This window comes from Streptomyces roseirectus, from assembly GCF_014489635.1.
Taxonomy (GTDB): Bacteria; Actinomycetota; Actinomycetes; order Streptomycetales; family Streptomycetaceae; genus Streptomyces; species Streptomyces roseirectus.
Window position 1 is genome coordinate 4,365,576 of record NZ_CP060828.1, and the last position, 24,002, is coordinate 4,389,577.

The 24,002-nt window shown below is 72.9% G+C and carries 19 protein-coding genes and 1 pseudogene; 9 read left to right on the forward strand and 11 right to left on the reverse strand.

The window, feature by feature from the left end:
- Nucleotides 1-59 precede the first annotated feature (59 nt).
- On the reverse strand, nt 60-401 hold the full coding sequence (gene bldG / locus IAG44_RS18015; protein ID WP_187748123.1) for an anti-sigma factor antagonist BldG: 342 nt from the start codon (nt 399-401) through the stop codon (nt 60-62).
- A gap of 80 nt (nt 402-481) precedes the next feature.
- On the opposite strand from bldG, the gene IAG44_RS18020 reads away from it, so the two are divergent.
- Nucleotides 482-2,911 (forward strand): DEAD/DEAH box helicase, encoded by a 2,430-nt coding sequence (locus IAG44_RS18020; protein WP_187748124.1) that lies wholly within the window; start codon nt 482-484, stop codon nt 2,909-2,911.
- Between the two features lie 412 nt (nt 2,912-3,323).
- Here IAG44_RS18020 and IAG44_RS18025 read toward each other — a convergent pair whose 3' ends face one another.
- From IAG44_RS18025 to ssd, 7 genes and pseudogenes are all read right to left on the reverse strand, one after another.
- Nucleotides 3,324-3,671, reverse strand: a complete 348-nt coding sequence (locus IAG44_RS18025) for an Rv3654c family TadE-like protein (protein ID WP_187748125.1) — start codon at nt 3,669-3,671, stop codon at nt 3,324-3,326.
- Nucleotides 3,668-4,027: a TadE family type IV pilus minor pilin gene (locus tag IAG44_RS18030; protein ID WP_187748126.1), complete on the reverse strand. Its 360-nt coding sequence runs from the start codon at nt 4,025-4,027 to the stop codon at nt 3,668-3,670. The genes IAG44_RS18025 and IAG44_RS18030 overlap by 4 nt, the downstream gene beginning before the upstream one ends.
- Entirely contained in the window at nt 4,014-4,151 is a 138-nt protein-coding gene (locus IAG44_RS44550) for a DUF4244 domain-containing protein (RefSeq protein ID WP_343075743.1), read from the reverse strand. The genes IAG44_RS18030 and IAG44_RS44550 overlap by 14 nt, the downstream gene beginning before the upstream one ends.
- Before the next feature lie 192 nt (nt 4,152-4,343).
- Nucleotides 4,344-5,190 (reverse strand): annotated as a pseudogene (locus tag IAG44_RS18040) (type II secretion system F family protein).
- Between the two features lie 100 nt (nt 5,191-5,290).
- Nucleotides 5,291-6,151, reverse strand: a complete 861-nt coding sequence (locus tag IAG44_RS18045) for a type II secretion system F family protein (protein ID WP_187748127.1) — start codon at nt 6,149-6,151, stop codon at nt 5,291-5,293.
- The gene (locus tag IAG44_RS18050; protein WP_246561815.1) at nt 6,148-7,308 is read right to left on the reverse strand and encodes a TadA family conjugal transfer-associated ATPase; all 1,161 of its coding nucleotides are present in this window, start codon (nt 7,306-7,308) and stop codon (nt 6,148-6,150) included. The genes IAG44_RS18045 and IAG44_RS18050 overlap by 4 nt, the downstream gene beginning before the upstream one ends.
- 230 nt (nt 7,309-7,538) lie before the next feature.
- Entirely contained in the window at nt 7,539-8,669 is a 1,131-nt protein-coding gene (gene ssd / locus IAG44_RS18055) for a septum site-determining protein Ssd (protein ID WP_246561817.1), read from the reverse strand.
- A 580-nt stretch (nt 8,670-9,249) separates the two neighbouring features.
- Between ssd and IAG44_RS18060 the strand changes: the two genes are divergently transcribed.
- Nucleotides 9,250-10,077, forward strand: a complete 828-nt coding sequence (locus IAG44_RS18060; protein ID WP_187748129.1) for an HAD family hydrolase — start codon at nt 9,250-9,252, stop codon at nt 10,075-10,077.
- Nucleotides 10,078-10,453: 376 nt separating this feature from the next.
- On the opposite strand, the gene IAG44_RS18065 is transcribed toward IAG44_RS18060, so the two are convergent.
- Entirely contained in the window at nt 10,454-11,278 is an 825-nt protein-coding gene (locus tag IAG44_RS18065) for a Fic family protein (RefSeq protein ID WP_187748130.1), read from the reverse strand.
- Between the two features lie 101 nt (nt 11,279-11,379).
- Between IAG44_RS18065 and IAG44_RS18070 the strand changes: the two genes are divergently transcribed.
- Complete coding sequence (locus IAG44_RS18070) at nt 11,380-12,360, forward strand: ATP-binding protein (protein ID WP_187748131.1); 981 nt, start codon at nt 11,380-11,382, stop codon at nt 12,358-12,360.
- Here the strand turns inward: IAG44_RS18070 and IAG44_RS18075 are convergent.
- On the reverse strand, nt 12,350-13,630 hold the full coding sequence (locus tag IAG44_RS18075; protein ID WP_187748132.1) for a polysaccharide deacetylase family protein: 1,281 nt from the start codon (nt 13,628-13,630) through the stop codon (nt 12,350-12,352). The genes IAG44_RS18070 and IAG44_RS18075 overlap by 11 nt on opposite strands.
- 259 nt (nt 13,631-13,889) lie before the next feature.
- On the opposite strand from IAG44_RS18075, the gene IAG44_RS18080 reads away from it, so the two are divergent.
- The 6 genes from IAG44_RS18080 to IAG44_RS43565 all read left to right on the forward strand — a co-directional run bounded on the left by IAG44_RS18080 (nt 13,890) and on the right by IAG44_RS43565 (nt 22,359).
- Entirely contained in the window at nt 13,890-16,715 is a 2,826-nt protein-coding gene (locus IAG44_RS18080) for a bifunctional SulP family inorganic anion transporter/carbonic anhydrase (protein WP_187748133.1), read from the forward strand.
- 214 nt (nt 16,716-16,929) lie between these two features.
- Nucleotides 16,930-18,885 (forward strand): acetate--CoA ligase, encoded by a 1,956-nt coding sequence (gene acs, locus IAG44_RS18085; protein WP_187748134.1) that lies wholly within the window; start codon nt 16,930-16,932, stop codon nt 18,883-18,885.
- Between the two features lie 254 nt (nt 18,886-19,139).
- Entirely contained in the window at nt 19,140-20,552 is a 1,413-nt protein-coding gene (nhaA, locus tag IAG44_RS18090; RefSeq protein ID WP_187748135.1) for a Na+/H+ antiporter NhaA, read from the forward strand.
- Nucleotides 20,553-20,602: 50 nt separating this feature from the next.
- The gene (locus IAG44_RS18095) at nt 20,603-21,091 is read left to right on the forward strand and encodes a phage holin family protein (RefSeq protein ID WP_187748136.1); all 489 of its coding nucleotides are present in this window, start codon (nt 20,603-20,605) and stop codon (nt 21,089-21,091) included.
- Nucleotides 21,088-22,017, forward strand: coding sequence for an alpha/beta fold hydrolase (locus tag IAG44_RS18100; RefSeq protein ID WP_187748137.1), 930 nt, complete (start codon nt 21,088-21,090; stop codon nt 22,015-22,017). Before IAG44_RS18095 ends, IAG44_RS18100 begins: the two co-directional genes overlap by 4 nt.
- Nucleotides 22,018-22,176: 159 nt before the next feature.
- On the forward strand, nt 22,177-22,359 hold the full coding sequence (locus IAG44_RS43565; RefSeq protein WP_246561819.1) for a hypothetical protein: 183 nt from the start codon (nt 22,177-22,179) through the stop codon (nt 22,357-22,359).
- Nucleotides 22,360-22,398: 39 nt separating this feature from the next.
- Here IAG44_RS43565 and IAG44_RS18105 read toward each other — a convergent pair whose 3' ends face one another.
- Nucleotides 22,399-23,598 (reverse strand): MarP family serine protease, encoded by a 1,200-nt coding sequence (locus IAG44_RS18105; RefSeq protein ID WP_187748138.1) that lies wholly within the window; start codon nt 23,596-23,598, stop codon nt 22,399-22,401.
- Nucleotides 23,599-24,002 lie beyond the last annotated feature (404 nt).

Genomic DNA, 24,002 nt, shown 5'->3' on the forward strand with positions numbered 1-24,002 from the left:
GTGAACGGCGGCCCGGTCCCCCCTGGTCGTTCAACTGCTGTACCGCGTACGGGCGGAGGTCAGTCGGTGGCCTGCACCGCGTCCTCGACCGAGGTGTGGATCGGGAACACCTTGGTGAGCCCCGTGATCCGGAAGATCTTGAGAATGCGCTCCTGGTTGCAGACCAGTCGCAGCGAGCCCTCGTGGGCGCGCACACGCTTGAGACCGCCGACCAGCACGCCGAGCCCGGTGGAGTCGAGGAAGTCCACGCCCTCCATGTCGACGACGAGGTGGAAACTCCCGTCGTTCACCAGCTCGACCAGCTGCTCACGCAGCTTGGGCGCGGTATATACGTCGATTTCGCCACCGACCCTGACGATCGTGCGATCGCCGATGGTCTCGGTCGACAGGGACAGGTCCACGGATCCTCCAGCACCTTGCTATCGAGCGGTCGCCCCTCGGGACACCTAGGCAGGAGCCCCTGGACGGTTCGCCAGCCGCGATGGCATTCAATCACTTACCGGCAGGCGTGCACGACGCCTTCGCTCCATTGTCCGTCACGCCGGTGACACACTCGGTGCCGATGGCCAAGAAACACCGATCCGATCGACCCTCGCCGCAGGCCCTGCTGCACAGCCTCGCAGCCACGCCCGAGCGCGCCTCGCGCATCACCCATACGGAGCACTTGCCCCCGCGCGCGGGCCGTCATGCCGTCTGGCCGGACCGGATCCGCGCGGAGGTGATCGCGGCCGTGCGCGCGTACGGCATCCCGGACCCCTGGGCGCACCAGGCACTCGCGGCCGAACACGCCCTGGACGGCGACTCGGTGGTGGTCGCCACGGGCACCGCCTCGGGCAAGTCCCTGGCCTATCTCGTACCGGTCCTGAGCGCCCTGCTGGACGGCTCCGAGGCCCCCAACGGCCGTGGCGCGACCGCTCTCTACCTCGCCCCGACGAAGGCGCTGGCGGCGGATCAGCTGCGTTCGGTGAAGGAACTTTCACAACCTCTCGGCACCTCGGTGCGTCCTGCTGTGTACGACGGGGACACACCGGTGGAGGAGCGTGAATGGGTACGGCAGTACGGCACCTACGTGCTCACCAATCCGGACATGCTGCACCGTGGCATCCTCCCCTCGCACGCGCGCTGGTCGTCGTTCCTCAAGGCCCTGAAGTTCGTCGTGGTGGACGAATGTCACACCTACCGGGGTGTGTTCGGCTCCCACGTCGCCCAAGTCCTGCGCCGGCTGCGGCGCCTGTGCGCCCGCTACGGCTCCTCCCCGGTGTTCCTGCTGGCCTCGGCGACGGCCGCCGAGCCCTCCGTCGCGGCCGGGCGGCTGACGGGCCTGCCGGTCGTCGAGGTCGCGGACGACGCCTCCCCGCGCGGGGAGCTGGCGTTCGCCCTGTGGGAGCCGCCGCTGACCGAACTGGAGGGCGAGAAGGGCGCCCCGGTGCGGCGCACGGCGATCGCCGAGACGGCCGACCTGCTGACCGACCTCGCCGTCCAGAACGTCCGCACGGTCGCCTTCGTGCGCTCGCGGCGCGGTGCCGAGCTGATCTCCGTCATCGCCCAGGAACGGCTCGCGGAGGTCGACCGGTCGCTCGCGCGCAGGGTGGCCGCGTACCGGGGCGGCTACCTGCCCGAGGAGCGGCGCGCGCTCGAAGGCGCCCTGCACTCCGGCGAGTTGCTGGGCCTCGCCGCGACGACGGCCCTGGAGCTGGGCGTGGACGTCTCGGGGCTGGACGCCGTCCTGATAGCCGGGTACCCCGGCACGCGGGCGTCCCTGTGGCAGCAGGCGGGGCGCGCGGGGCGGGGCGGTGAGGGGGCGCTCGCGATCCTCGTCGCGCGTGACGACCCGCTGGACACGTTCCTCGTCCACCATCCCGAGGCGCTGTTCGACCAGCCCGTCGAGTCGACGGTCCTCGACCCCGACAACCCGTACGTCCTCGCGCCCCATCTGTGTGCTGCGGCGTCCGAACTTCCGCTGACCGAGGACGACTTCGAGCTGTTCGGGCCCTCCGCCAAGGATCTCCTCCCGCAGTTGGAGGCGGCCCGGCTGCTGCGCCGGCGCACCAAGGCGTGGCACTGGACGCGCCGCGAGCGCGCCGCCGACCTCGCGGACATCCGGGGCGAGGGGGGTACGCCGGTCCAGATCGTCGAGTCCGGCACCGGGCGCCTCCTCGGCACCGTCGACGCCGGCTCCGCGCACACGTCCGTCCACGAGGGCGCCGTCCACCTCCACCAGGGGCGCACGTACCTCGTCCGCTCGCTCGACCTGGACGACGCGACGGCCCTCGTTGAGGAGGCCAGCCCCCCGTACTCGACGATCGCCCGCGACACGACGTCCATCGCGGTGCTCTCCACGGACGCCGAGATCCCCTGGGGCGAGGGGACGCTGCACTACGGCTCCGTCGAGGTCACCAACCAGGTCGTCTCGTTCCTGCGGCGCCGGGTGCTGACGGGCGAGGTCCTGGGCGAGACCAAGCTCGACCTCCCGCCCCGCACACTGCGCACCCGCGCGGTCTGGTGGACGCTGACGGAGGACCAGTTGGAGCGGGCGAACATCTCCCCGGAGATCCTGGGCGGCGCTCTCCACGCCGCCGAACACGCCTCCATCGGCATGCTCCCCCTCTTCGCGACCTGCGACCGCTGGGACATCGGCGGCGTCTCCATCCCCCTCCACCCCGACACCCTCCTCCCCACGGTCTTCGTCTACGACGGCCACCCCGGCGGCGCCGGCTTCGCAGAGCGCGCCTTCCACACCGCCGCGCCCTGGCTCACCGCCACCCTGGAAGCCATCACCACCTGCCCCTGCGACACCGGCTGCCCCTCCTGCATCCAGTCCCCCAAATGCGGCAACGGCAACGAACCGCTGCACAAACGGGGGGCGGTACGGGTACTGCGGGAGCTGCTTCGGGGGGCGACGGGGGCGTGAGGGACGGGGGCACGGGAGATGTGGAGAGGCGAGGTGGTGGCGCGGGGCGGGCATATCGGGGCGCGAGGGGCTGGGGGCGCGGCGGGCGTACCGGAGGCGCGAGGGACGGGTCACGGGGCGGCATTCCGCAGGCGTAAGGGGCGGGGCCCCAGGGCGGCCGTACCGGAGGAGTAAGGGAAACGGGGTCACGGGGCGGGCATACCGGCCGCGTGAGGGGGCTGAGGGTACGGGCGGGGCGTACGAGGACGAAGGGACGTGAGGCTGTTCCGACGTCCGGCTCCGCCGCATGGCCTCGACCGACCCGCGGCGCATCCACACCCCGTAAGCCGCACCACCCTCAGGGGCGCGGGGAACTGCGCGACCAGCCACAGCGAACCCGCACCCCACCCCACCACCTCACCCACCCATCACCTCACCCTCCTCCCACCTCCACACGCCCCGCCCGAGCCCGCGCCTCCGCCGCGAACGGCCCCTTCCCCACCCCCACCGTCAGATCCACCACCTCCCCCACGACAACACACCGCACCACCCACCCACCCTGCGCCCGAGCCACCCGCCCGGCCCGCTCACAAGCCGCCGCCTCCCCCTCCAGCACACCCCCCGCAGCGGCCAACGCCGCGAGATCAGCCCCACCGGCGGCCCGATGCCGGACGACGACGGCCTGCCCCAGCGCCAGCACACCCCCGAACACGACACACAGCACCCCCACCACGAAGAGCCCCCACACGCTGGCCGACCCCCGGTCACGTGAACGCCTCACGGCCCCACCACCCCCTCGGACACAGCCACGGCCTCCTCCCGCACCTCGAACGGCAGCACCCCGAACCCGGCCGGCTTCGCGACGACCACCACCCGGACCTGATCCCCCGCGCGCCCGACCGACACCCGGGCCCCCCGAGGGGCGGTCGCCCGGACCACCCGGACGACCACCTCCTCGGTCTCCTCCCGCGCAGCGGCCCGCGCCCCCGCACTCGCCGCGTCGACACACCGGATCTGGACGACGACCGCGAGCAGCCCCCACACCAGCGCCATGCAGAACGCGACGAGCACCGGCAGCACGACGGCCGCCTCAGCGGTGACGAACCCGCGATCCCCGCCCCGCTCAGACCGACGCATTGAGCGCCCTGGAGACGATCGCGGCCAGTTGAGCGGAGACGGCGTCACTGGTCACCACCTTGTAGAACGCCATCGCGATCCCCACGGCCGCCAGAATTCCGACGGCGTATTCGGAGGTCGCCATTCCGGCGTCCCGCCCTCGCCCCCGTCCAACCCGTCCAAGCCCCCGCACCCGGCAGACCGCCATCCACACCCGAGCCCGCATCACCCGATACATCCCAACCTCCAAGTTTTCAGCCGTCATCGCTCCGAACCCTTCTCAACTCGACCCACCGCTCCCGCTCCACCCCACCGCCCGCCCTCTCCCGTCACCCCGTCATCCGCCCACCACCCCTCCCGCCAGCCCGATCACCACCGGCACCACCCCCACCACCAGGAACGCGGGCAGAAAGCACAGCCCCACCGGAGCGGTCACCAGCACCCCCGCCCGCCGGGCCCGGGCGACGGCCGCCCGCCCCCGTTCCGCACGGGCATCCGCCGCGAGCCGGGCCACCGGCCCAGCGGCCGGCAACCCCGACACGTCCGCCCGCTCAAGCAGCCGAGCCAGCCCCTCCGCGCCCGGCACCCGAGCCAACCTCCCCCACGCGTCCCCCGGTTCACCCCCGAGCCGCACCTCCGCGGCCCCACGCGCCAGCCCCTCCCCCACCGGCCCCCCAAGCGCCTCCCCCACGGCCTGAGCCGCGACGACGGGCCCGGCCCCGGCGGCGACACACGCGGCCAGCAGATCCGCGGCCAACGGAAGCTGCCGAGCCGCGGCCACCGCATCAACCGCCTCCACCCCGCCCCCAGCAACCCCACCCCCGAACGCCCCGCCTCCTGAACCCCCGGACGCCCCACCCCCGGCAACCCCGCGCTCCCGCCCACGCCGCCACCGCCACACCCCGACGGCCCCCGCCACCCCGAGCCCCACCCCGATCCCCCCCTCCGACGAGCACCCAGCCCACCCCGACCACACCCACCTCAGGCCCCCACCGCCGCACCGCGTCCCACACCCGCGCCTTCGGCACACTCGCCTCGGCCACCAGCCGCAGCGCCATCAACTCGGCCAGCCTCCGCCGCACCCTCCGCTCCCGCCGAGCCCGCTCCACCGCCCGCACGGCCCACCCGAGCGCCACCAGCACCCCCACGGCCACCCCCAGCCTGTGGACAACTTCCTGACTCATCCCGCACCACCCCTTCCCGAACAACCGAACTCATCTGAAACCACCTGAGACCACCTGAGACCACTCGATCCGCACGCAAACCCCTTCGCGCCCCACCCCCTCACACCACCTCCGCCCCCCGAACGATCCGCACCACCCACCACACCCCCACCGCCTCCAGCACCCCGCCCACCACCAGGCACCCCACCCCCGCCCCGGAGTGCAGCAGCACCCCGAGCGGATCCGCCCCGATCACCGCCCCCAGCCCCAACCCCACCACCGGCAACCCCGCAAGCATCACCGCGGTCGCCCGGGGCCCGGCCAACTGCGCCCGCAGATCCGCCCGTTGATCCCGCTCCGTCCGCAACGCCTCCTCGACCCGATCCAGCCCGGCAGCGAGCCCGGCCCCCTGGTCGACGGCCACCCGCCAGCAGGCGGCGAGCCCCAGCAACCCCTCCGCCCCGGGCTGCCGCGCGGCGACGGCGAGGGCACCCGGCACGTCCCCGCCGAACCGGGCCGCCGCCAGCACCCCGGCCCGCGCCTCCTCCAGCCCGGCCGTCTCCCGCGCGGCCAGCGACAACGCCTCCCCCGGCTGCCGCCCCGCCCGCACCTCACCGGCGAGCACGGAGCACAGCCCGATCACCGCGTCCGTACGCCGCTCCCGCTCCCGACGCTCCTCGGCGGCCCGCCGCAGCCGCCGCAGGAACGGCACCGCGACGGCCCCGGCGAGCACCGGCAGCGGGGACGCCCCCAGCAGCCCCAGCACGACCCCGACGACCGGCGCCCACCACTCGGCCCGCCACCGCTCCCGCACCCGCCGCAGCTCCCGCCCGGCGTCCCACCCGTCGGCCGCGACGACCCCGCCCCCGGCGAGCAGCAGCCGCGCCCGGCGGACCCCGTGCCGCCGCTCCCCGAGGGTCCAGAACACGACCCCGGCACACGCCAGGGCCGCCCCCAGCGCCAGTTCGTACGCCGACCTCACGCCTCCTCACCTCCCAGCAGCTCCCGCAGCCGCCCCCACCCGGTCTCCCGGACGAACGCGTCCGCGCCCCACCGCAGCGCCGGCACGGTCCGCACCAGCCCCGCCGGGTCCCGTTCCAGCACGTGCACCTCGGCGATCCGCCGCCGCCCGCTCCCGTCGCGCACCAGGTGCAGGACGACGGACAGGGCGGCCCCCAACTGGCTGTGCAGCGCGGCCCGGTCGAGCCCGGCGGCCGTGCCGAGCGCTTCGAGCCGGGCGGGCACCCCGGCGGCGGCGTTGGCGTGGACGGTCCCGCAGCCGCCCTCGTGACCGGTGTTCAGGGCCGCCAGCAGATCCAGCACCTCGGGCCCCCGCACTTCCCCCACGACCAGCCGGTCCGGGCGCATCCGCAGCGCCTGCCGGACGAGGTCTTCCAGGGTGACCAGACCCGCGCCCTCCTGGTTGGCCGGTCTCGTCTCCAGCCGGACGACGTGCGGGTGGTCGGGGCGCAGCTCGGCGGAGTCCTCCGCGAGGACGATCCGCTCACCGGGCCCGACGAGCCCGAGCAGCGCGCTCAGCAGCGTCGTCTTCCCGGTCCCGGTGCCCCCGCTGACCAGGAACGACAGCCTGGCCCGCAGCAGTGCGCGCAGCACCCGGTCGCCGCCCGGCGGCACGGTCCCCGCGGCCACCAGCTCGTCGAGCGTGAACGCCCGCGGCCGCACGACGCGCAGCGACAGGCACGTGGACCCCACGGCCACCGGCGGCAGCACCGCGTGGAGCCGGGTCCCGTCGGGCAGCCGGGCGTCGACCCAGGGCCGGGCGTCGTCGAGCCTGCGCCCGGCGACCGCCGCCAGCCGCTGCGCGAGCCGCCGCACGGAGGCCGCGTCCGGGAAGACGACGGACGTCAGCTCCAGCCCGCCGCCCCGGTCCACCCAGACCCGGTCGGGCGCCGACACCAGCACGTCGGTCACCGAGGCGTCCGCGAGCAGCGGCTCCAACGGCCCGCTCCCCACCAGCTCCGACCGCAGCCGGTCCGCCGCCCCCAGCACCTCCGCATCCCCCAGCACCCGCCCCTGCTCCCGCAGCGCCTGGGCCACCCGCGCGGGCGTCGGCTCACCCCCGCTCAACGCCAGCCACTCCCGCACCCCGTCCAGCAACTCGACCCCACCAGCACTCACAGCCCTCTCCCTTCTCACGAAACTCCCGAACCTTCCGAACCCCGGACCTTCCGAACCCCGGACCTTCCGAACTCCGACCCCGCGCCCGACTCCCGAACCCAGAACCGATACCGCCCCGAACTCCGGGCACCTCCGCCGCGAACTCGACCCCTGCGCCCAGCCCCCTCACCCCGAACCGGCACCCGCCCCCGAGCCCCACTCCGCGCCCCACTCCGCCCGAGCCCCCGCCCTCACCTCACCGCCCCCTGAACCCCTCTCTCGCCCCCACCTCCCTCCACCAACACCCGCTCCCAGAACTCCTTGCAGAACCGCCCGAGCGGCCCCCGAGCCGCCGCCCCCGGCGGACGCCGCCCCGCGTCGGTCCGCAGCAGCGCCGGATCCAGCGGCACCTCCCCGGCCAGCGGCAGCCGCAGCAACCGCGCGACCTCCCGGTCGTCGAGACCGGGCGCGCAGGGCGTGCGCACGGCGACCCGCAGATCGCGCAGCACCATCCCGACGGCGGAGGAGACCCGCCCGGCGGCGGCGACGGCGCGCAGCTCGCCGGGGACGACGAGGAGCCCGAGGTCGAGCTGGGCGAGTACTTCCGCGACCCCGTCGTCGAACCGGCGCGGAAGGTCGACGACGACCGTGCCGCCCCGGCGCCGGGCGGCGGCGAGCACCGCGCGGACGGCCTGCGGCGGGATCGCGACGCAGTCGCCGCGGTCCCAGCTGAGCACCCGCAGGGCGTGCAGCTCGGGCAGCGACTCCTCCAGGGCGCCCCCGCCGACCCGCCCCCGGGAGGCGGCGAAGGCGGGCCAGCGCAGCCCTTTGGCGGTCTCGCCGCCGAGGAGGACGTCGAGCCCGCCGCCGAGCGGATCGGCGTCCACGAGGAGCGTGCGCAGCCCTTCCCGCGCCGAGGTGACCGCGAGGGCGCAGGCGAGCGTGGAGGCCCCGGCGCCGCCGCGCCCGCCGATGACACCGACGGTGAGGGCGGGCCGTCCGATGCCCTCGGCGACGTCGGCGATGCGGTCGACGAGCCACTGTTCGCCGTCGGGCAGCATCAGGACGTGGTCGGCGCCGATCTCGACGGCGAGGCGCCACACGTCGGGGTCGTCCTGGTCGCGGCCGACGAGCACCACCCCGCGGCGGCGGGCGGAGCGGCGGACCCGGCGCGCGGCGTCGTCGCCGACGAGGATCAGCGGCGCGGACTCCCAGACCCCGGCGCGCTGCGGCAGCGCGGGGTGGACCTCGGGTGTGGCGCCGGCGGCGGCGCACAGCCGCAGCAGGTCGTCCAGCAGGCACACGTCCTCGGTGACGATGAGCGGCCTGCCCTGGCGCCCCGAGGCGGTGGGCGGCGGGTCGTGTGTGACGGATCCGGACACGGTTTCATCCCCCTTCTCGCAATCGACCGGCATCGGCGGCCGGACGGAAACCGGCCACCCCGCGTCCGGAAAAGCGGAACTCGGCCCGACGGAACGCGGTGGAATCACGATGCGGCGATCGGGAAAATCGTGTGGATCTTGGTCGAAAACTGTGGACAGGGCACCGGCCTGTGGATATCTCGACCACCCGAACCGGTGAGACCGGCACCTTCCGTTGACGAAATACCGACGTCACGTCGACAAAATCGCCGAACCCGCCGAAGTTCCGGTACTTCCCACAGGAACCTTCCGCAGAGCACTCTGACGGCTACGCTCCGTGATGCTCTGCGGACATGAGAAAGAGGCGGCCGCAGCCGCCTCGTACGGCGAGATCGCCGTGAAGTGAGGGGAAAAACCCACCCGGACATGCGACGACCCCCACCGGGGGGGAGAGTGGGGGTCGTCTCCACGGCCTGACTCGGGGGGGGAGGAGTCGGGCCGGGTTAGCACGGTCGCGAACGATCCGTGACTTCCATGGTGTACCCGAGAGCCCTCTCAGGCAAACCCACGCGCCCCACCTTACGCCGAATGGGCTGCACCTATGCTCGGGGACGTGGAAAACCACTCCCTGCCCCGCACCGCGGCCTTCTTCGACCTGGACAAGACGGTCATTGCGAAGTCGAGCACTCTCACCTTCGGCAAGTCCTTCTACCAAGGCGGTCTGATCAACCGCAGGGCCGCCTTGCGCACCGCATATGCCCAGTTCGTCTTCCTCGTGGGCGGTATGGACCACGAGCAGATGGAACGCACCCGCGAGTACCTCTCCGCGCTGGTGCGCGGCTGGAACGTCCAGCAGGTGAAGGAGATCGTCGCCGAGACCCTGCACGACCTGATCGACCCGATCATCTACGACGAGGCCGCCTCCCTCATCGAGGAGCACCACACGGCCGGCCGCGACGTCGTGATCGTCTCCACCTCGGGCTCCGAGGTCGTCGAGCCGATCGGCGAACTCCTGGGCGCGGACCGGGTGGTGGCGACCCGGATGGTGGTGGGCGACGACGGCTGCTACACGGGCGAGGTCGAGTACTACGCCTACGGGCCGACGAAGGCGGAGGCGATCCGGGAGCTGGCCGAGTCCGAGGGGTACGACCTGGAGCGCTGCTACGCCTACAGCGACTCGGCGACGGACCTGCCGATGCTGGAGTCGGTCGGGCACCCGCACGCGGTGAACCCGGACCGCGCGCTGCGCAAGGAAGCGCTCACGCGCGGGTGGCCGATTCTCGACTTCCACCGCCCGGTCCGGCTCAAGCAGCGCATCCCGTCGTTCGCGCCGCGCCCGGCGCTCGTCGCGGCGGCGGCCGTGGGCGCGGCGGCGGCCACCGCGGGGCTCGTCTGGTACGTCAGCCGGAGGCGACCCCCGCTGACCTGACCGAATGACCCCTGTTTGCCGCCAAAAGCAAAGAATCGCGGCCAGGACTTTCGCTCTCCCGGGTCCGGGAGTACAAAGGAAGACACGGCCCGCGAGACCGAAGGACATCCGAGAGGATCACCTGACTGACGCATTTGGCCCCACGGACCGAGCATGTGAACCGGGCACCCACGCGACGTCGACCCGTCGATTACGGGCCAGCCGCACCAGGTGACGGGCGAAGCTCCCGACCTGATGGGCAACATTTCGAGGACGCTTGGTAACCCGGCGAACATGCCAGCGGCGGTACGGAATCCCGTACCGCCGCAACTCTTTTCCCGCCGAACGACCCGCACGCGCGCGCGTCAGGAAGCCGCCCCTCTCGCGCGGGCGCGCCTCACGCCGCCCCGCGCTGCAGCGCCTCGCACACCGCCGTCGACTCCCGCGCCCCCAGCTCGACCGCGCGCCCGCAGTGCGCGATCCACGCGCCCACGCCCTCCGGCGTCCCGGACACGTACCCCTCCAGGGCCGCGAGATAGGCGGCCCGCCCCAGTTCGGCGTGGCCCACCTCGGCGGGGCAGATCGACTTGGGGTCGAGCCCGCTGCCGATGAGGACGATCCGCGCGGCGGCACGCGCGACGAGCCCGTTGTGCGAGGTGAACGGGCGCAGGGCGAGCAGTTCGCCGTGGACGACGGCGGCGGTGACCAGCGCGGGCGCGGCACTGCCCGCGACGATCAGCCCGGCCAGCCCCTCCAGTCGCGCGGAGACCTCGTCGGCACCGGGGAGGGGGAGTTCGACGAGGGGTTCGTCGACGGGTTCGCCGTCCTGCCGGGGACGGCCGGTCGTGTCGCCCTGCTCGGCCGACGCGACGAGGTGCAGCCGGGCCAGTACGCGCAGGGGCGACTGCCGCCACACGGACAGCAGTTGCCCCGCCTCGGCGCCGAGCCGGAGGGCGGCGCCGACCACGCGCGCCTCGTCGTCGGCGCTGAAGTCGGTGCGCCTGCGGACCTCTTCGAGCGCCCAGTCCGCCCCGGAGAGCGCGGCCGAGCCGCGTGACCCGCGCAGGGCCGCCTCGGAGGTGACCGCGGTGCTGCGGCGGCGCATGATCCGGTGGCCGTAGACCCGGTCCACGGACTTGCGCACGGACTCCACGGACTCGGCCACTCCGGGCAGCGTGCCCAGGGCCACCAGGGGATCGGCGGTCGCGCCTGTCGTACTCATGAGTACGACAGTAGTCACCTCGCGCCCGCGCCCCTCGAAGGAGTGGTCTTCTTCACGCATCACTGCCACGGACAGCCAGCGCGCCACTACCCTTTGTGAACATGAAAATTGCTTTCGTCGGGAAGGGCGGCAGCGGCAAGACGACGCTCTCCTCCCTGTTCATCCGCCATCTCGCCGCCGCCGGCGCGCCCGTGATCGCGGTCGACGCGGACATCAACCAGCACCTGGGGCCCGCGCTCGGCCTCGACGAGGACCAGGCCGCCGCGCTGCCCGCGATGGGCGAGCGGCTGCCGCTGATCAAGGACTACCTGCGCGGCGACAACCCGCGGATCGTCTCGGCCGAGACGATGATCAAGACCACCCCGCCCGGCGAGGGCTCCCGGCTGCTGCGGGTGAGCGAGGACAACCCGGTCTACGAAGCCTGCGCGAGGAACGTGGAACTCGACGGCGGCGCCGTGCGTTTGATGGTCACGGGCCCGTTCACGGACGCCGACCTCGGGGTCGCCTGCTACCACTCCAAGACGGGAGCAGTGGAGCTCTGCCTCAACCATCTGGTGGACGGCCCGCGGGAATACGTCGTGGTGGACATGACGGCCGGCTCGGACTCTTTCGCGTCCGGCATGTTCACCCGCTTCGACCTCACGTTCCTCGTCGCCGAGCCGACCCGCAAGGGGGTGTCCGTCTACCGCCAGTACAAGGAGTACGCCCGGGACTACGGCGTCGGCCTGAAGGTCGTCGGCAACAAGGTCCAGGGCCCGGACGACGTGGAGTTCCTGCGCGCCGAGGTCGGGGACGACCTGCTGGTGACCGTCGGGCACTCGGACTGGGTGCGGGCCATGGAGAAGGGCCGCCCGCCCCGGTTCGACCTCCTGGAGGAGGCCAACCGCACGGCGCTGGAGCGGCTGCGGACGGCCGCCGACGCGTCGTACGAGCGGCGCGACTGGGAGCGGTACACGCGCCAGATGGTCCACTTCCACCTGAAGAACGCCGAGTCGTGGGGGAACGCGCGCACCGGGGCCGACCTGGCGGCGCAGGTCGACCCCGGTTTCGTGCTCGGCGAGGGCGTCGCGGTTACGGCCTGACCGCCGCCGGGGCCCCGGGGACGCCCTTCGGGGCAGGGGCGGGGCGGGCGGTCAGGAAGGCCGCCCAGCCCTGCTTCGGGGCCTCGCCGACGCCGAGGGTGCGCAGCTTGGCCAGGACCTTCGGGTCCTGGGCGTCGAGCCAGTCGGAGAGCTGCCGGAAGGAGACGCAGCGCACGTCGGGCTTGTTGCAGACGCGCTCGATGGTCTCCTCGACGGCGCGCATGTAGGTGCCGCCGTTCCAGGACTCGAAGTGGTTGCCGATGATCAGGGGCGCGCGGTTGCCGTCATAGGCGCGACGGAAGCCCTTGAGGAGGCCGTCGCGCATCTGGTCGCCCCAGAACTCGTGCTTGCCGGGGTCGCCCTGGGTGGTCGTGCCGGACTGGTTGACCATGAAGTTGTAGTCCATGGTCAGCTGCTCGTAGGAGTGGCCGGGGAATGGCACGAGCTGCATGGACAGGTCCCACAGCCCTTCCTTCTTGCCGGGCCAGAGCTGGTTGTTGACGCCGCTGGTGTCGTAGCGGAAGCCGAGTTCGCGGGCGGCCTTGCGGAAGTTCTTCTGCCCTTCGAGGCAGGGGGTGCGGGCGCCGATCAGCTCCTTGTCGTAGTCGAAGGGCAGCGGCGCCGCCTTCGTCATCCCGGTGGTGGTCTTCCAGGTCTTGACGAATCGTTTGGCCTGGGCGATCTCGTCCTTCCAGTCGGCCACGGACCACTCGCCGACGCCGCCGCCCTTGCCGCAGAAGTGGCCGTTGAAGTGCGTGCCGACCTCGTTGCCCTCCAGCCAGGCCAGGCGCAGTTGCTTGACGGTGTCGGCGATGCCCTGCCGGTCGTTGAAGCCGATGTCGGAGCGGCCCGGCGAGTGCTGCGGCGGCCGGTAGAGGTCACGTTTCTCCTCGGGCAGCAGGTACACGCCGCTCAGGAAGTACGTCATCGTCGCGTGGTTGGCCTTCGCGACCCCCCGGAAGTGCGAGAACAGCTTCTGGCTGTCCTCGCCCGCGCCGTCCCAGGAGAAGACCACGAACTGCGGGGGCTTGGCGCCCGGCGCGAGGCGTTCGGGGCGGGGCAGGTGGGGCTGGGCGCCGGTGAAGGCGGTGGAGCCGTCGCCGATGAGGCGGACGGCGCTCTTCGGCGCCGGGGCGGCCGGCTTGGCCTTCTGCGGCCCCTGCGCCCCCTCCTTGAGCGCGGGCGAGCCCCCGCCCGCGCAGCCGGCGAGCGATGTGGCGACGGCCGCGGCGAGCACGGCGCACGTGGCGATCCTCTGGGTGGCGGCCATCTGGTTCCTCACTTCTCGGACGACGCTGGCGGCGCCGACAAGGTCCCACGAGGCCGAGTGCGGATTAGTACGACAAGCCGATCAAAGAATCACTTCATTCGGGGGAGTGATTTATTGGGCCATTTGCTCTTAAGTTCTATTCTTGCTCTTTACTCTGCATTACGATTCGTTTACCGAGCGTTGCCTCATCCCGCCGCTGTATTGCCGTGACCCACGGCCGCGATTCCGCGACCGCGCTGCCCCGGAGGAGACGGGAAACATGTTCGCCTGCGCCCCCACCCGAGCCGTCGACCCGTACGACCACACCCCGCGCCCCCACCGGCCGCACAGCCCGCCGCCGCGCCGCCGCCTCCGCCCCCGCCTCGCGGGCGCCGACGTGTCGGCCTCGATCGCGGTCTTCCTGATCGCGCTGCCCCTCTCCCTCGGCATCGCGCTCGCGACCGGCGCGCCGCTCCAGGCGGGCCTCGTCGCCGCCGCCGTCGGCGGACTCGTCGCCGGCCGGCTCGGCGGGTCCCCCTTGCAGGTCAGCGGCCCCGCCGCGGGCCTCACCGTGGTCACCGCCGACCTCATCCAGCGCTACGGCTGGCGGGCGACGTGCGCGATCACCGTCCTCGCCGGGCTCACCCAGCTCGCCCTCGGCTGTCTGCGTGTGGCGCGCACGGCGCTCGCCGTCAGCCCCGCCGTCGTCCACGGCATGCTCGCCGGGATCGGCGTCACCATCGCCGTCGCGCAGTTGCACATCGTCCTCGGCGGCAGCCCGCAGAGTTCCGTCACGGACAACCTGCGCGCCCTGCCCGCCCAGCTCGCGGGGCTGCACCCCGGCGCCGTCGCGGTGAGCGCCCTCACGCTCGCGCTCCTGCTGCTGTGGCCGCGGCTGCCGGGGCGGATCGGGAGGGCGCTGCGGAAGGTGCCCGCCGCGCTCGTCGCCGTCACCGGCGCCACCGCCGCCGCCTCGCTCGCCGGACTCACGCAGCCCAAGGTCGAGCTGCCGTCCTGGTCCAGCCACGCGCTGGCCGGGATGCCGGAGGGGCCGGTGCTCGGCGTCGTAGCCGCCGTTCTGACGATCACGCTGGTGTGCAGCGTGCAGTCGCTGCTGGGCGCGGTCGCCGTGGACAAGATGATCGCCTCCCGGCAGGCGTCCGCGCCGGTCGCCGGCGGTGGCCCCGGGCCGCTGCCCGCCGCGCCCGCGCCGCGTGTCGGGCGCTCCGACCTCGACCGCGAACTCCTCGGCCAGGGCGCCGCGAACATCGTGTCCGGGGTGCTCGGCGGGCTGCCCGTCGCCGGGGTCGCGGTGCGCAGCTCGGCGAACGTGCACGCGGGCGCGGTGAGCCGGAACTCGACGATGCTGCACGGCGTTCTCGTGGTGATCGCCGCGCTGCTGCTGGTCCCCGTCCTGGAGCTGATCCCGCTCGCCTCGCTCGCCGCCCTGGTCATGGCCGTCGGCATCCAGATGGTGTCGCTGCACCACATCCGTACGGTCACGCGCCACCGCGAGGTGCTGGTCTACGCGGTCACCACCGCCGGCGTCGTGCTCCTCGGGGTCCTGGAGGGCGTGCTGCTCGGGGTCGCCGTCGCCGTGGCCGTCGCCCTGCGGCGGCTGGCGCGCACGCGCATCACCCACACGGAGCGCGGCGGCGTCCACCACGTCCACGTCCGGGGCCAGTTGACGTTCCTCGCGGTGCCCCGGCTCAGCCGCGCCCTGCACGTCGTCCCGCGCGGCGCGCACGCCGTCGTCGAGCTGGACGGCTCCTTCATGGACCACGCGGCGTACGAGGCGCTGCAGGACTGGCACAAGACGCACACCGCGCAGGGCGGCACCGCCGACCTCTCCGGCCGGCGCGCGCCCGCCGCGCCCACCGAATGCCGGTGCCGGCCCTGGACGCCGTGGCGCAACCACCAGTGCGGGAGCCTGATGCCGGGCGCCGAGCGGGAGGGCGGCGCGGGGACGGCGGCCGGAGCGTCGGGGCTGGGGGACATCACCGGTCACGCCGACCCGTCCGCCGGGACCGGCCACACCGGCGCGCCTGCCGGGACCCGCCGTACGGGCGCGCCGTACGGCGGCGGTCGTCCGAGCCCGTTCTTCGGCACGGGCCGCGCGGGCGCACCTGCCGACGCGGGCCGGACCGAGGCGTCCGGCACGACGGGCACGACGGGCACGACGGGGACGACAGGGACGACGCCCAGCCCGGCACACCCCTCAGCCGACCCGGCACACCCCGCGCCCGGCCAGGCCCGCCCCTCCACCGACCCGACCCGCTCCCCCAGCACCCCCGCCCACTCCCCGACCGACCCGACCCACCTCCCCGACGACCCCAACACCCCCACCACCTCCGCCTCCACCACTGCCTCCGCCTCCCCCTCCGCCGGCACACCCCCGACCACACCCCCCACCCCCCTCACCCCCGCCCCCCAACCCAGCGGACACCAACTAGCCCGAGGCATCAGCGCGTTCCAGCGCAACACCGCCCCCCACGTACGCGGCGAACTCGCACGGCTCGCCAAGGAGGGCCAGCGCCCGGCGCAGTTGTTCCTGACCTGCGCGGACTCCCGGCTGGTGACGTCGATGATCACGTCCAGCGGCCCCGGCGACCTGTTCGTCGTGCGGAACGTCGGCAACCTCGTCCCGCTCCCCGGCGCGGAGAGCGGCGACGACTCGGTGGCGGCGGCGATCGAGTACGCCGTGGACGTGCTGAACGTGCGGTCGATCACCGTGTGCGGGCACTCGGGGTGCGGGGCGATGCAGGCGCTGCTGAACTCCGAACCGGGCGGCACGCAGACCCCGTTGAAGCGGTGGCTGCGGCACGGGCGGCCCAGCCTGGAGCGCATGGCCGACGACAGCCGCCCCTGGGCGAGGCTGGCCGGGCGCGCGCCCGCCGACGCCGTGGAACAGCTCTGCCTCACCAACGTGGTCCAGCAGCTGGACCACCTGCGCGCGCACGAGTCGGTGTCCCGGGCCCTCACCGCGGGCGCGCTGGAGCTGCACGGCATGTACTTCCACGTCGGCGAGGCGCAGGCGTACCTGCTGACGGAGTCCCGCGAGGGCAAGCTCTTCGACCACGTGGGCACGGTCGAGCGGCCGTCCTGAGCGCGTACCCAAATCGAACCCCAACACCCCCAAGTGTGAAAGGCGTTACACCCCCTGAACTCCCCCACCCCGAGATCCGTGGGTACGAATGACCGGGCTGGTACCGGACCCCGAACAGGTCTAAACCACTGATCGGCCGACCCTTGTCATCGCCCCCCGGGTCTGATGAGCTGTGGCCTGGGACACAACGGACACCCTGGGAAAGGGAGATGTCGTGAGCAACGAAAGCCTGGCCAACCTCCTCAAGGAGGAGCGGCGCTTCGCTCCGCCGGCGGACCTGGCGGCGAACGCCAATGTCACGGCCGAGGCGTACGAACAGGCCAAGGCTGACAGGCTCGGCTTCTGGGCGGCGCAGGCCCGTCGGCTGAGCTGGGCCGAGGAGCCGACCGAGACGCTGGACTGGTCGAACCCGCCGTTCGCGAAGTGGTTCGCGGACGGCAAGCTGAACGTCGCGTACAACTGCGTGGACCGGCACGTGGAGAACGGCCTGGGCGACCGGGTCGCGATCCACTTCGAGGGCGAGCCCGGCGACAGCCGTTCGATCACCTACGCCGAGCTGAAGGACGAGGTCTCCAAGGCGGCGAACGCGCTGCTGGAGCTGGGTGTCCGGGCCGGCGACCGGGTCGCGATCTACCTGCCGATGATCCCCGAGGCCGCGATCTCGATGCTGGCCTGCGCGCGCATCGGCGCCCCGCACTCGCTGGTCTTCGGCGGGTTCTCGGCGGACGCGCTGGCGACCCGCATCGAGGACGCCGACGCGAAGCTCGTCATCACGGCGGACGGCGGCCACCGGCGCGGCAAGCCGCTGCCGCTGAAGCCGGCCGTGGACGACGCGGTCGCGCGCGTCGGCAGTGTGCGCAACGTGCTGGTGGTGCGGCGGACCGGGCAGGACGTCGCCTGGGACGACAGCCGTGACGTGTGGTGGCACGAGGCCGTGGAGCGGCAGTCTGCCGAGCACACGCCCGAGGCGTTCGACGCCGAGCACCCGCTGTTCATCCTCTACACCTCGGGTACTACGGGTAAGCCCAAGGGCATCCTGCACACCTCCGGCGGCTACCTCACGCAGGTCTCCTACACGCACCACGCGGTCTTCGACCTCAAGCCGGAGTCGGACGTCTACTGGTGCACGGCCGACGTCGGCTGGGTCACCGGGCACTCGTACATCGTCTACGGGCCGCTGGCCAACGGCGCGACCCAGGTGATGTACGAGGGCACCCCCGACACCCCGCACCAGGGGCGCTTCTGGGAGATCGTCCAGAAGTACGGGGTGACGATCCTCTACACGGCGCCGACGGCGATCCGGACGTTCATGAAGTGGGGCGACGACATCCCCGCGAAGTTCGACCTGTCCTCGCTGCGCGTGCTCGGGTCCGTCGGGGAGCCGATCAACCCCGAGGCGTGGATCTGGTACCGCAAGAACATCGGGGCGGACGCGACGCCCGTCGTCGACACGTGGTGGCAGACCGAGACCGGCGCGATCATGATCTCGCCGCTGCCCGGGGTCACCGAGGCGAAGCCCGGCTCCGCGCAGACGCCGCTGCCGGGGATCTCCGCGACGGTCGTCGACGACGAGGCGAACGAGGTGCCCAACGGGGGCGGCGGCTACCTCGTCCTCACCGAGCCGTGGCCCTCCATGCTGCGCACCATCTGGGGCGACGACCAGCGGTTCATCGACACGTACTGGTCCCGCTTCGAGGGCAAGTACTTCGCCGGCGACGGTGCCAAGAAGGACGACGACGGCGACATCTGGCTGCTCGGGCGCGTGGACGACGTCATGCTCGTCTCCGGGCACAACATCTCGACGACGGAGGTCGAGTCGGCCCTCGTCTCGCACCCCTCGGTCGCCGAGGCGGCGGTGGTGGGCGCGGCCGACGAGACGACGGGGCAGGCGATCGTCGCCTTCGTCATCCTGCGCGGCACGGCGTCCGAGAGCGACGACCTGGTGGCGGAGCTCCGCAATCACGTCGGCACGACCCTGGGCCCCATCGCCAAGCCCCAGCGCGTCCTGCCGGTCGCGGAACTCCCGAAGACCCGCTCCGGCAAGATCATGCGACGCCTCCTGCGCGACGTCGCCGAGAACCGGGCCCTGGGCGACGTCACGACCCTGACCGACTCCACGGTCATGGACCTGATCCAGGCGAAGCTCCCGGCCGCACCGAGCGAGGACTGACCCCTCCGCCCGCGATCAACGCCCCCGACGCCCGGCTTTTCGGCGCCGGGGGCGTCGCGCGTGGTCCCTGAGGAGCGGGGGCTTCTTCGCGCCGCCGAGCGCGGGCCGGCCGTGGCTGGTCGCGCCGCCCCCGCCTTCGGTACGCTGGTAAAAGTCGCGTCAAGATCGTGGCGAGGTCCGTCAGGATCGCCCAGGTGCGCCGGGAAGTCTGGTCGGCATGTGAGTCCGCATGTCCAGAGACCGGAGGTTCCCCCGTGACCGCGCCCCGCAGCAATCGCAAGTTCCTCGGCAGGCTGTCGCTCCCGGAGCGGACGTTCGTCGTGGACGCGCTGCGGACGGAGACGGTCGGCGGGGTGCTGTTGCTCGTGGCGGCCGTGGCGGCGCTGATCTGGGCGAACGTGCCGGCGTTCGGGGGGAGTTACGAGAGCGTCAGCCACTTCCACCTGGGGCCGGCGGCCCTGGGTCTTGACCTGTCCGTCGCCCACTGGGCCGCCGACGGACTGCTGGCGATCTTCTTCTTCGTCGCCGGCATCGAGCTGAAACGTGAACTGGTCGCGGGCGACCTGAAGGACCCGAAGGCCGCCGCGCTGCCCGTCGTCGCCGCGCTGTGCGGGATGGCCGCACCGGCATTGGTCTATACCGCTGTCAACGCGGGCGGGGGCGGCTCGCTCGCGGGGTGGGCGGTGCCGACGGCGACGGACATCGCGTTCGCGCTGGCGGTACTGGCCGTGATCGGGACGTCGCTGCCGAGCGCGCTGAGGGCGTTCCTGCTGACGCTGGCCGTCGTCGACGACCTGTTCGCGATCCTGATCATCGCCGTGTTCTTCACCGGCTCGCTGAACTTCGCGGCGCTGGGCGGCGCGGTCGCGGGGCTCGCCCTGTTCTGGTGGCTGCTGCGCAGGGACGTCCGCGGCTGGTACGTGTACGTCCCGCTCGCCGTCGTCGTCTGGGCGCTGATGTACAACAGCGGCGTCCACGCGACGATCGCCGGTGTCGCGATGGGCCTGATGCTGCGGTGCACGACGCGCGACGGCGAGAAGAGGTCGCCCGGGGAGCGGATCGAGCACCTGGTGCGACCGGTGTCGGCGGGGTTCGCCGTCCCCCTGTTCGCCCTGTTCAGCGCGGGTGTGAGCGTGTCGGGCGGCGCGCTCGGCGACGTGTTCCGGCAGCCGGAGACACTGGGGGTGGTGCTCGGTCTGGTCGTCGGCAAGATCGTCGGCATCTTCGGCGGGACCTGGCTGACGGCACGTTTCACGCGGGCCTCGCTGAGTGACGACCTCGCCTGGGCCGACGTCTTCGCGCTGGCCTCGCTCGCGGGGATCGGCTTCACCGTCTCCCTGCTGATCGGCGAGCTGGCCTTCGACGGCGACGCGGCCCTGACCGACGAGGTGAAGGCCGCCGTCCTGCTCGGCTCGCTGATCTCGGCGTGCCTGGCGACCGTCCTGCTGAAGCTGCGCAACGCCAGGTACCGCGGGCTCGCCGAGGAGGAGGAGCGCGACGAGGACGCCGACGGCATCCCGGACGTGTACGAGAGGGACGACCCGGCGTACCACCTGCGGATGGCCGCGATCCACGACCGCAAGGCGGCCGAGCACCGCCGGATCGCCCGGGACATGGCGGCCGATGTGGCGGGCGGGACGGGCGCCGGGGACGGGCGTCCGGCATGATCTGACGGGACGGTACAAATCGAGAGCACGTGAAGACGAGGGAGAACGCGATGAGCGCACCCGACGACAGCCCGGTCGGCGCCGAACGCAGCGTCGGTCAGCTGTTCGCCTCGGCGACGGCCGAGATGTCCGCGCTGGTGCACGACGAGATCGCGCTGGCGAAGGCACAGCTCAAGCGGGACGTGAAGCGGGGTGCGATCAGCGGCGGCGCGTTCACCGTCGCCGGCGTCGTCCTGCTGTTCTCCCTGCCGATGCTCAACTTCGCGCTGGCGTACGGCATCCGGACCTGGAGCCACTGGAACCTCGCCCTCTGCTTCCTGCTGTCGTTCGCCGCGAACGTGCTGGTCGCGGCCGTGCTCGGGCTGGTCGGCGTGGCCATGGCGAAGAAGGCCGCGAAGAGCAAGGGCCCGCAGAAGGTCGCCGCCTCCATGAAGGAGACCGCCGGCGTCCTGCAGAACGCGAAGCCGCACCCGCGTCCCGAACTCGCGCAGGGCAAGTCCCCGAAGGCCGTCGAGGCTGTGGCACGCTCGACGTCATGACGGACCCCTCGACAGCGCCCTCCTCAGTCGTACGGCCGGACGGTCCCTGGATCCACCGGGACGTCGCCGCCAACGGCGCCCGCTTCCACATCGCGGAGGCCGGCGAGGGACCGCTGGTCCTGCTGGTGCACGGCTTCCCCCAGTTCTGGTGGACCTGGCGCCACCAGCTGACGGCGCTCGCCGGCGCGGGGTTCCGCGCGGTCGCCCTCGACCTGCGCGGCGTCGGCGGCAGCGACCGCACCCCGCGCGGCTACGACCCGGCGAACCTCGCGCTCGACATCACCGGCGTCATCCGCTCCCTCGGCGAGCCGGACGCGGCGCTCGTCGGGCACGACCTCGGCGGGTATCTGGCGTGGACGGCGGCCGTGATGCGCCCCAAGCTGGTGCGCCGGCTCGCGGTCGCCTCGATGCCGCACCCCCGGCGCTGGCGCTCCGCGATGCTCGCCGACGTCAAGCAGACGACGGCGAGTTCACACATCTGGGGGTTCCAGCGGCCCTGGCTGCCCGAGCGGCGGCTCGTCGCGGACGACGGGGCGCTGGTCGGCGAGCTGATCCGGCAGTGGTCGGGGCCCGTGCCGCCGGACGAGGAGGCGCTGGAGGTGTACCGGCGCGCGATGTGCGTCCCGTCCACGGCGCACTGCTCGATCGAGCCGTACCGGTGGCTGGTGCGTTCGCTCGCGCGGCCCGACGGGGTGCAGTTCTACCGTCGGATGAAACGGCCGGTGCGCGTCCCGACGCTGCATCTGCACGGTTCGCTGGACCCGGTGTCGCGGGCGCGGAGCGCGGCGGGCAGCGCGGAGTACGTCGAAGCACCGTACCGCTGGCGGCTGTTCGACGGGCTCGGCCACTTCCCGCACGAGGAGGACCCGGTGGCGTTCTCGACCGAACTGGTCAACTGGCTGAAGGATCCCGAGCCGGACCGGTGAGTGGCCGAAACACGGGCGGCCCCGGTGCGTGACTGAGCCGATGCGCCCGGTATCCGGACGGGAACTGCTGTCCTACGAACGGCCATGTGCCCGGCGCATAGGCCGATTGGCGGGCCGCCGGGAGGTTATCGACCTTGGGGCGGGGGCAGACGTCGGGGTATGGGCTGGACGCACGACTACAGTGACGCAGCACGCAACCGCCGCTCGGCCGACGGCCTGAGCCCCCATCAGCGAGGCAGCGACCCGGAGTTGCCGGGCAGCGACCTCCGGGTGGGCATTCCGCGCATCCTGCGCCGCAGGGCCCGCTGGGTCTCGGTGCGCCTGCGTCACCCGCGAGGCTGACGCCGCACTTCTTTTCACACCGGTCGCCGGCCACTTCCGCTACAGCGCGCAGTTGTCGCTGTCGACCTGCTGCGACGCCGTGCGCCCCTCCGCGATGTCCTGCTGGATCTCGTCGGCGGTGAGGGCGTAGCCGGTCTGCGCGTCGTCGAGGGACTTCGCGAAGACGACGCCGTAGACCTTGCCGTCGGGGGTCAGCAGGGGGCCGCCTGAGTTGCCCTGACGGACCGTCGCGTACAGGGAGTAGACGTCCCGGCGGACCGTGCCGCGCTTGTAGATGTCCGCGCCGGACGCCGTGATGCGCCCGCGCACGCGTGCCGCGCGGACGTCGTACGCGCCGTTCTCGGGGAACCCGGCGACGATCGCGCCGTCGTCGCTGGACGCGTCCTTCGTCGCGAAGCGCAGCGCCGGCGCGTCCAGGTCGGGGACGTCCAGGACGGCGATGTCGCGCCGCCAGTCGTACAGGACGACCTTCGCGTCGTACTTGCGGCCCTCACCGCCTATCTGGACGGTCGGCTCGTCGACGCCGCCCACGACGTGCGCGTTGGTCATCACACGGCGTTCGCCGAAGACGAACCCGGTGCCCTCCAGGACCTTGCCGCAGCTCTCCGCCGTGCCCATCACCTTGACGATGGACCGCTTGGCGTTCAGCGCGACCTCGCTGCCCGCGAGCGCCGGGTCCGGCGGGTCGACCGCGCGGATCGGCTCGTTGGAGAACGGCGAGAAGACCTGCGGGAAGCCGTTCTGCGCGAGGACGGACGTGAAGTCCTTGAACCACGTGTCCGCCTGCACCGGCAGCGTCTCCGACACGCCCAGCAGGACCTTCGAGCCGCGCACCTCCTTGCCGAGCGTCGGCAGCGTCGTCTGCGCCAGCATCGAGCCCAGCAGCCACGCCACCAGCAGCATCGCCGCGACGTTCACCAGCGCGCCGCCCGTCGCGTCGAGCACGCGCGCGGGGGACCACGTGATGTACCGGCGCAGCTTGCTGCCCAAGTGCGTGGTCAGCGCCTGCCCGACCGACGCGCAGACGATCACGACGACGACGGCGACGACCGCGGCCGTCGTACTGACCGCCGAACCGTCCGTCAGCGCGTCCCAGATGACCGGCAGCAGGTACACGGCGACCAGGCCGCCGCCCAGGAACCCGACGACCGACAGGACGCCGACGACGAAGCCCTGGCGGTAGCCGACGACCGCGAACCACACGGCCGCGACCAGCAACAGGATGTCCAGCACGTTCACCGCTCGGCGCCTCGCCTACTCAACTCGCCCTCACTACAGGTCGGCCGGGGGTCCCGGCACTCCGACGGGGCGACCGGGGGGTCCAGTACGCCACGGGGGCCACCGGGGTTCCGACTTCGCCCCGAGGCCCGCCGGACCGTCCCGACGTTCCCTTGAGACCGGCCGGTGTTTCCGGCGCACCCCCGAGGGCGGCCGGATCGCCCGGCGTTCCCTTGGGGCCGGCCAGGGGGTCCGGCGCGACCCCGAAGGCCACCGGAAACTCCGGCGTCCCCTGGAGCCCCGCCGATGCCTCCGGCGCGCCCCCGAGGCCGGCCGGATCGCCCGGTGCCCCACTGAGGCCCACCGGGCCTCCCGGCATCCCTCCGAGGTCCGCCGGATCGTCCGGCGTTGCTCTGCGAGCGGCC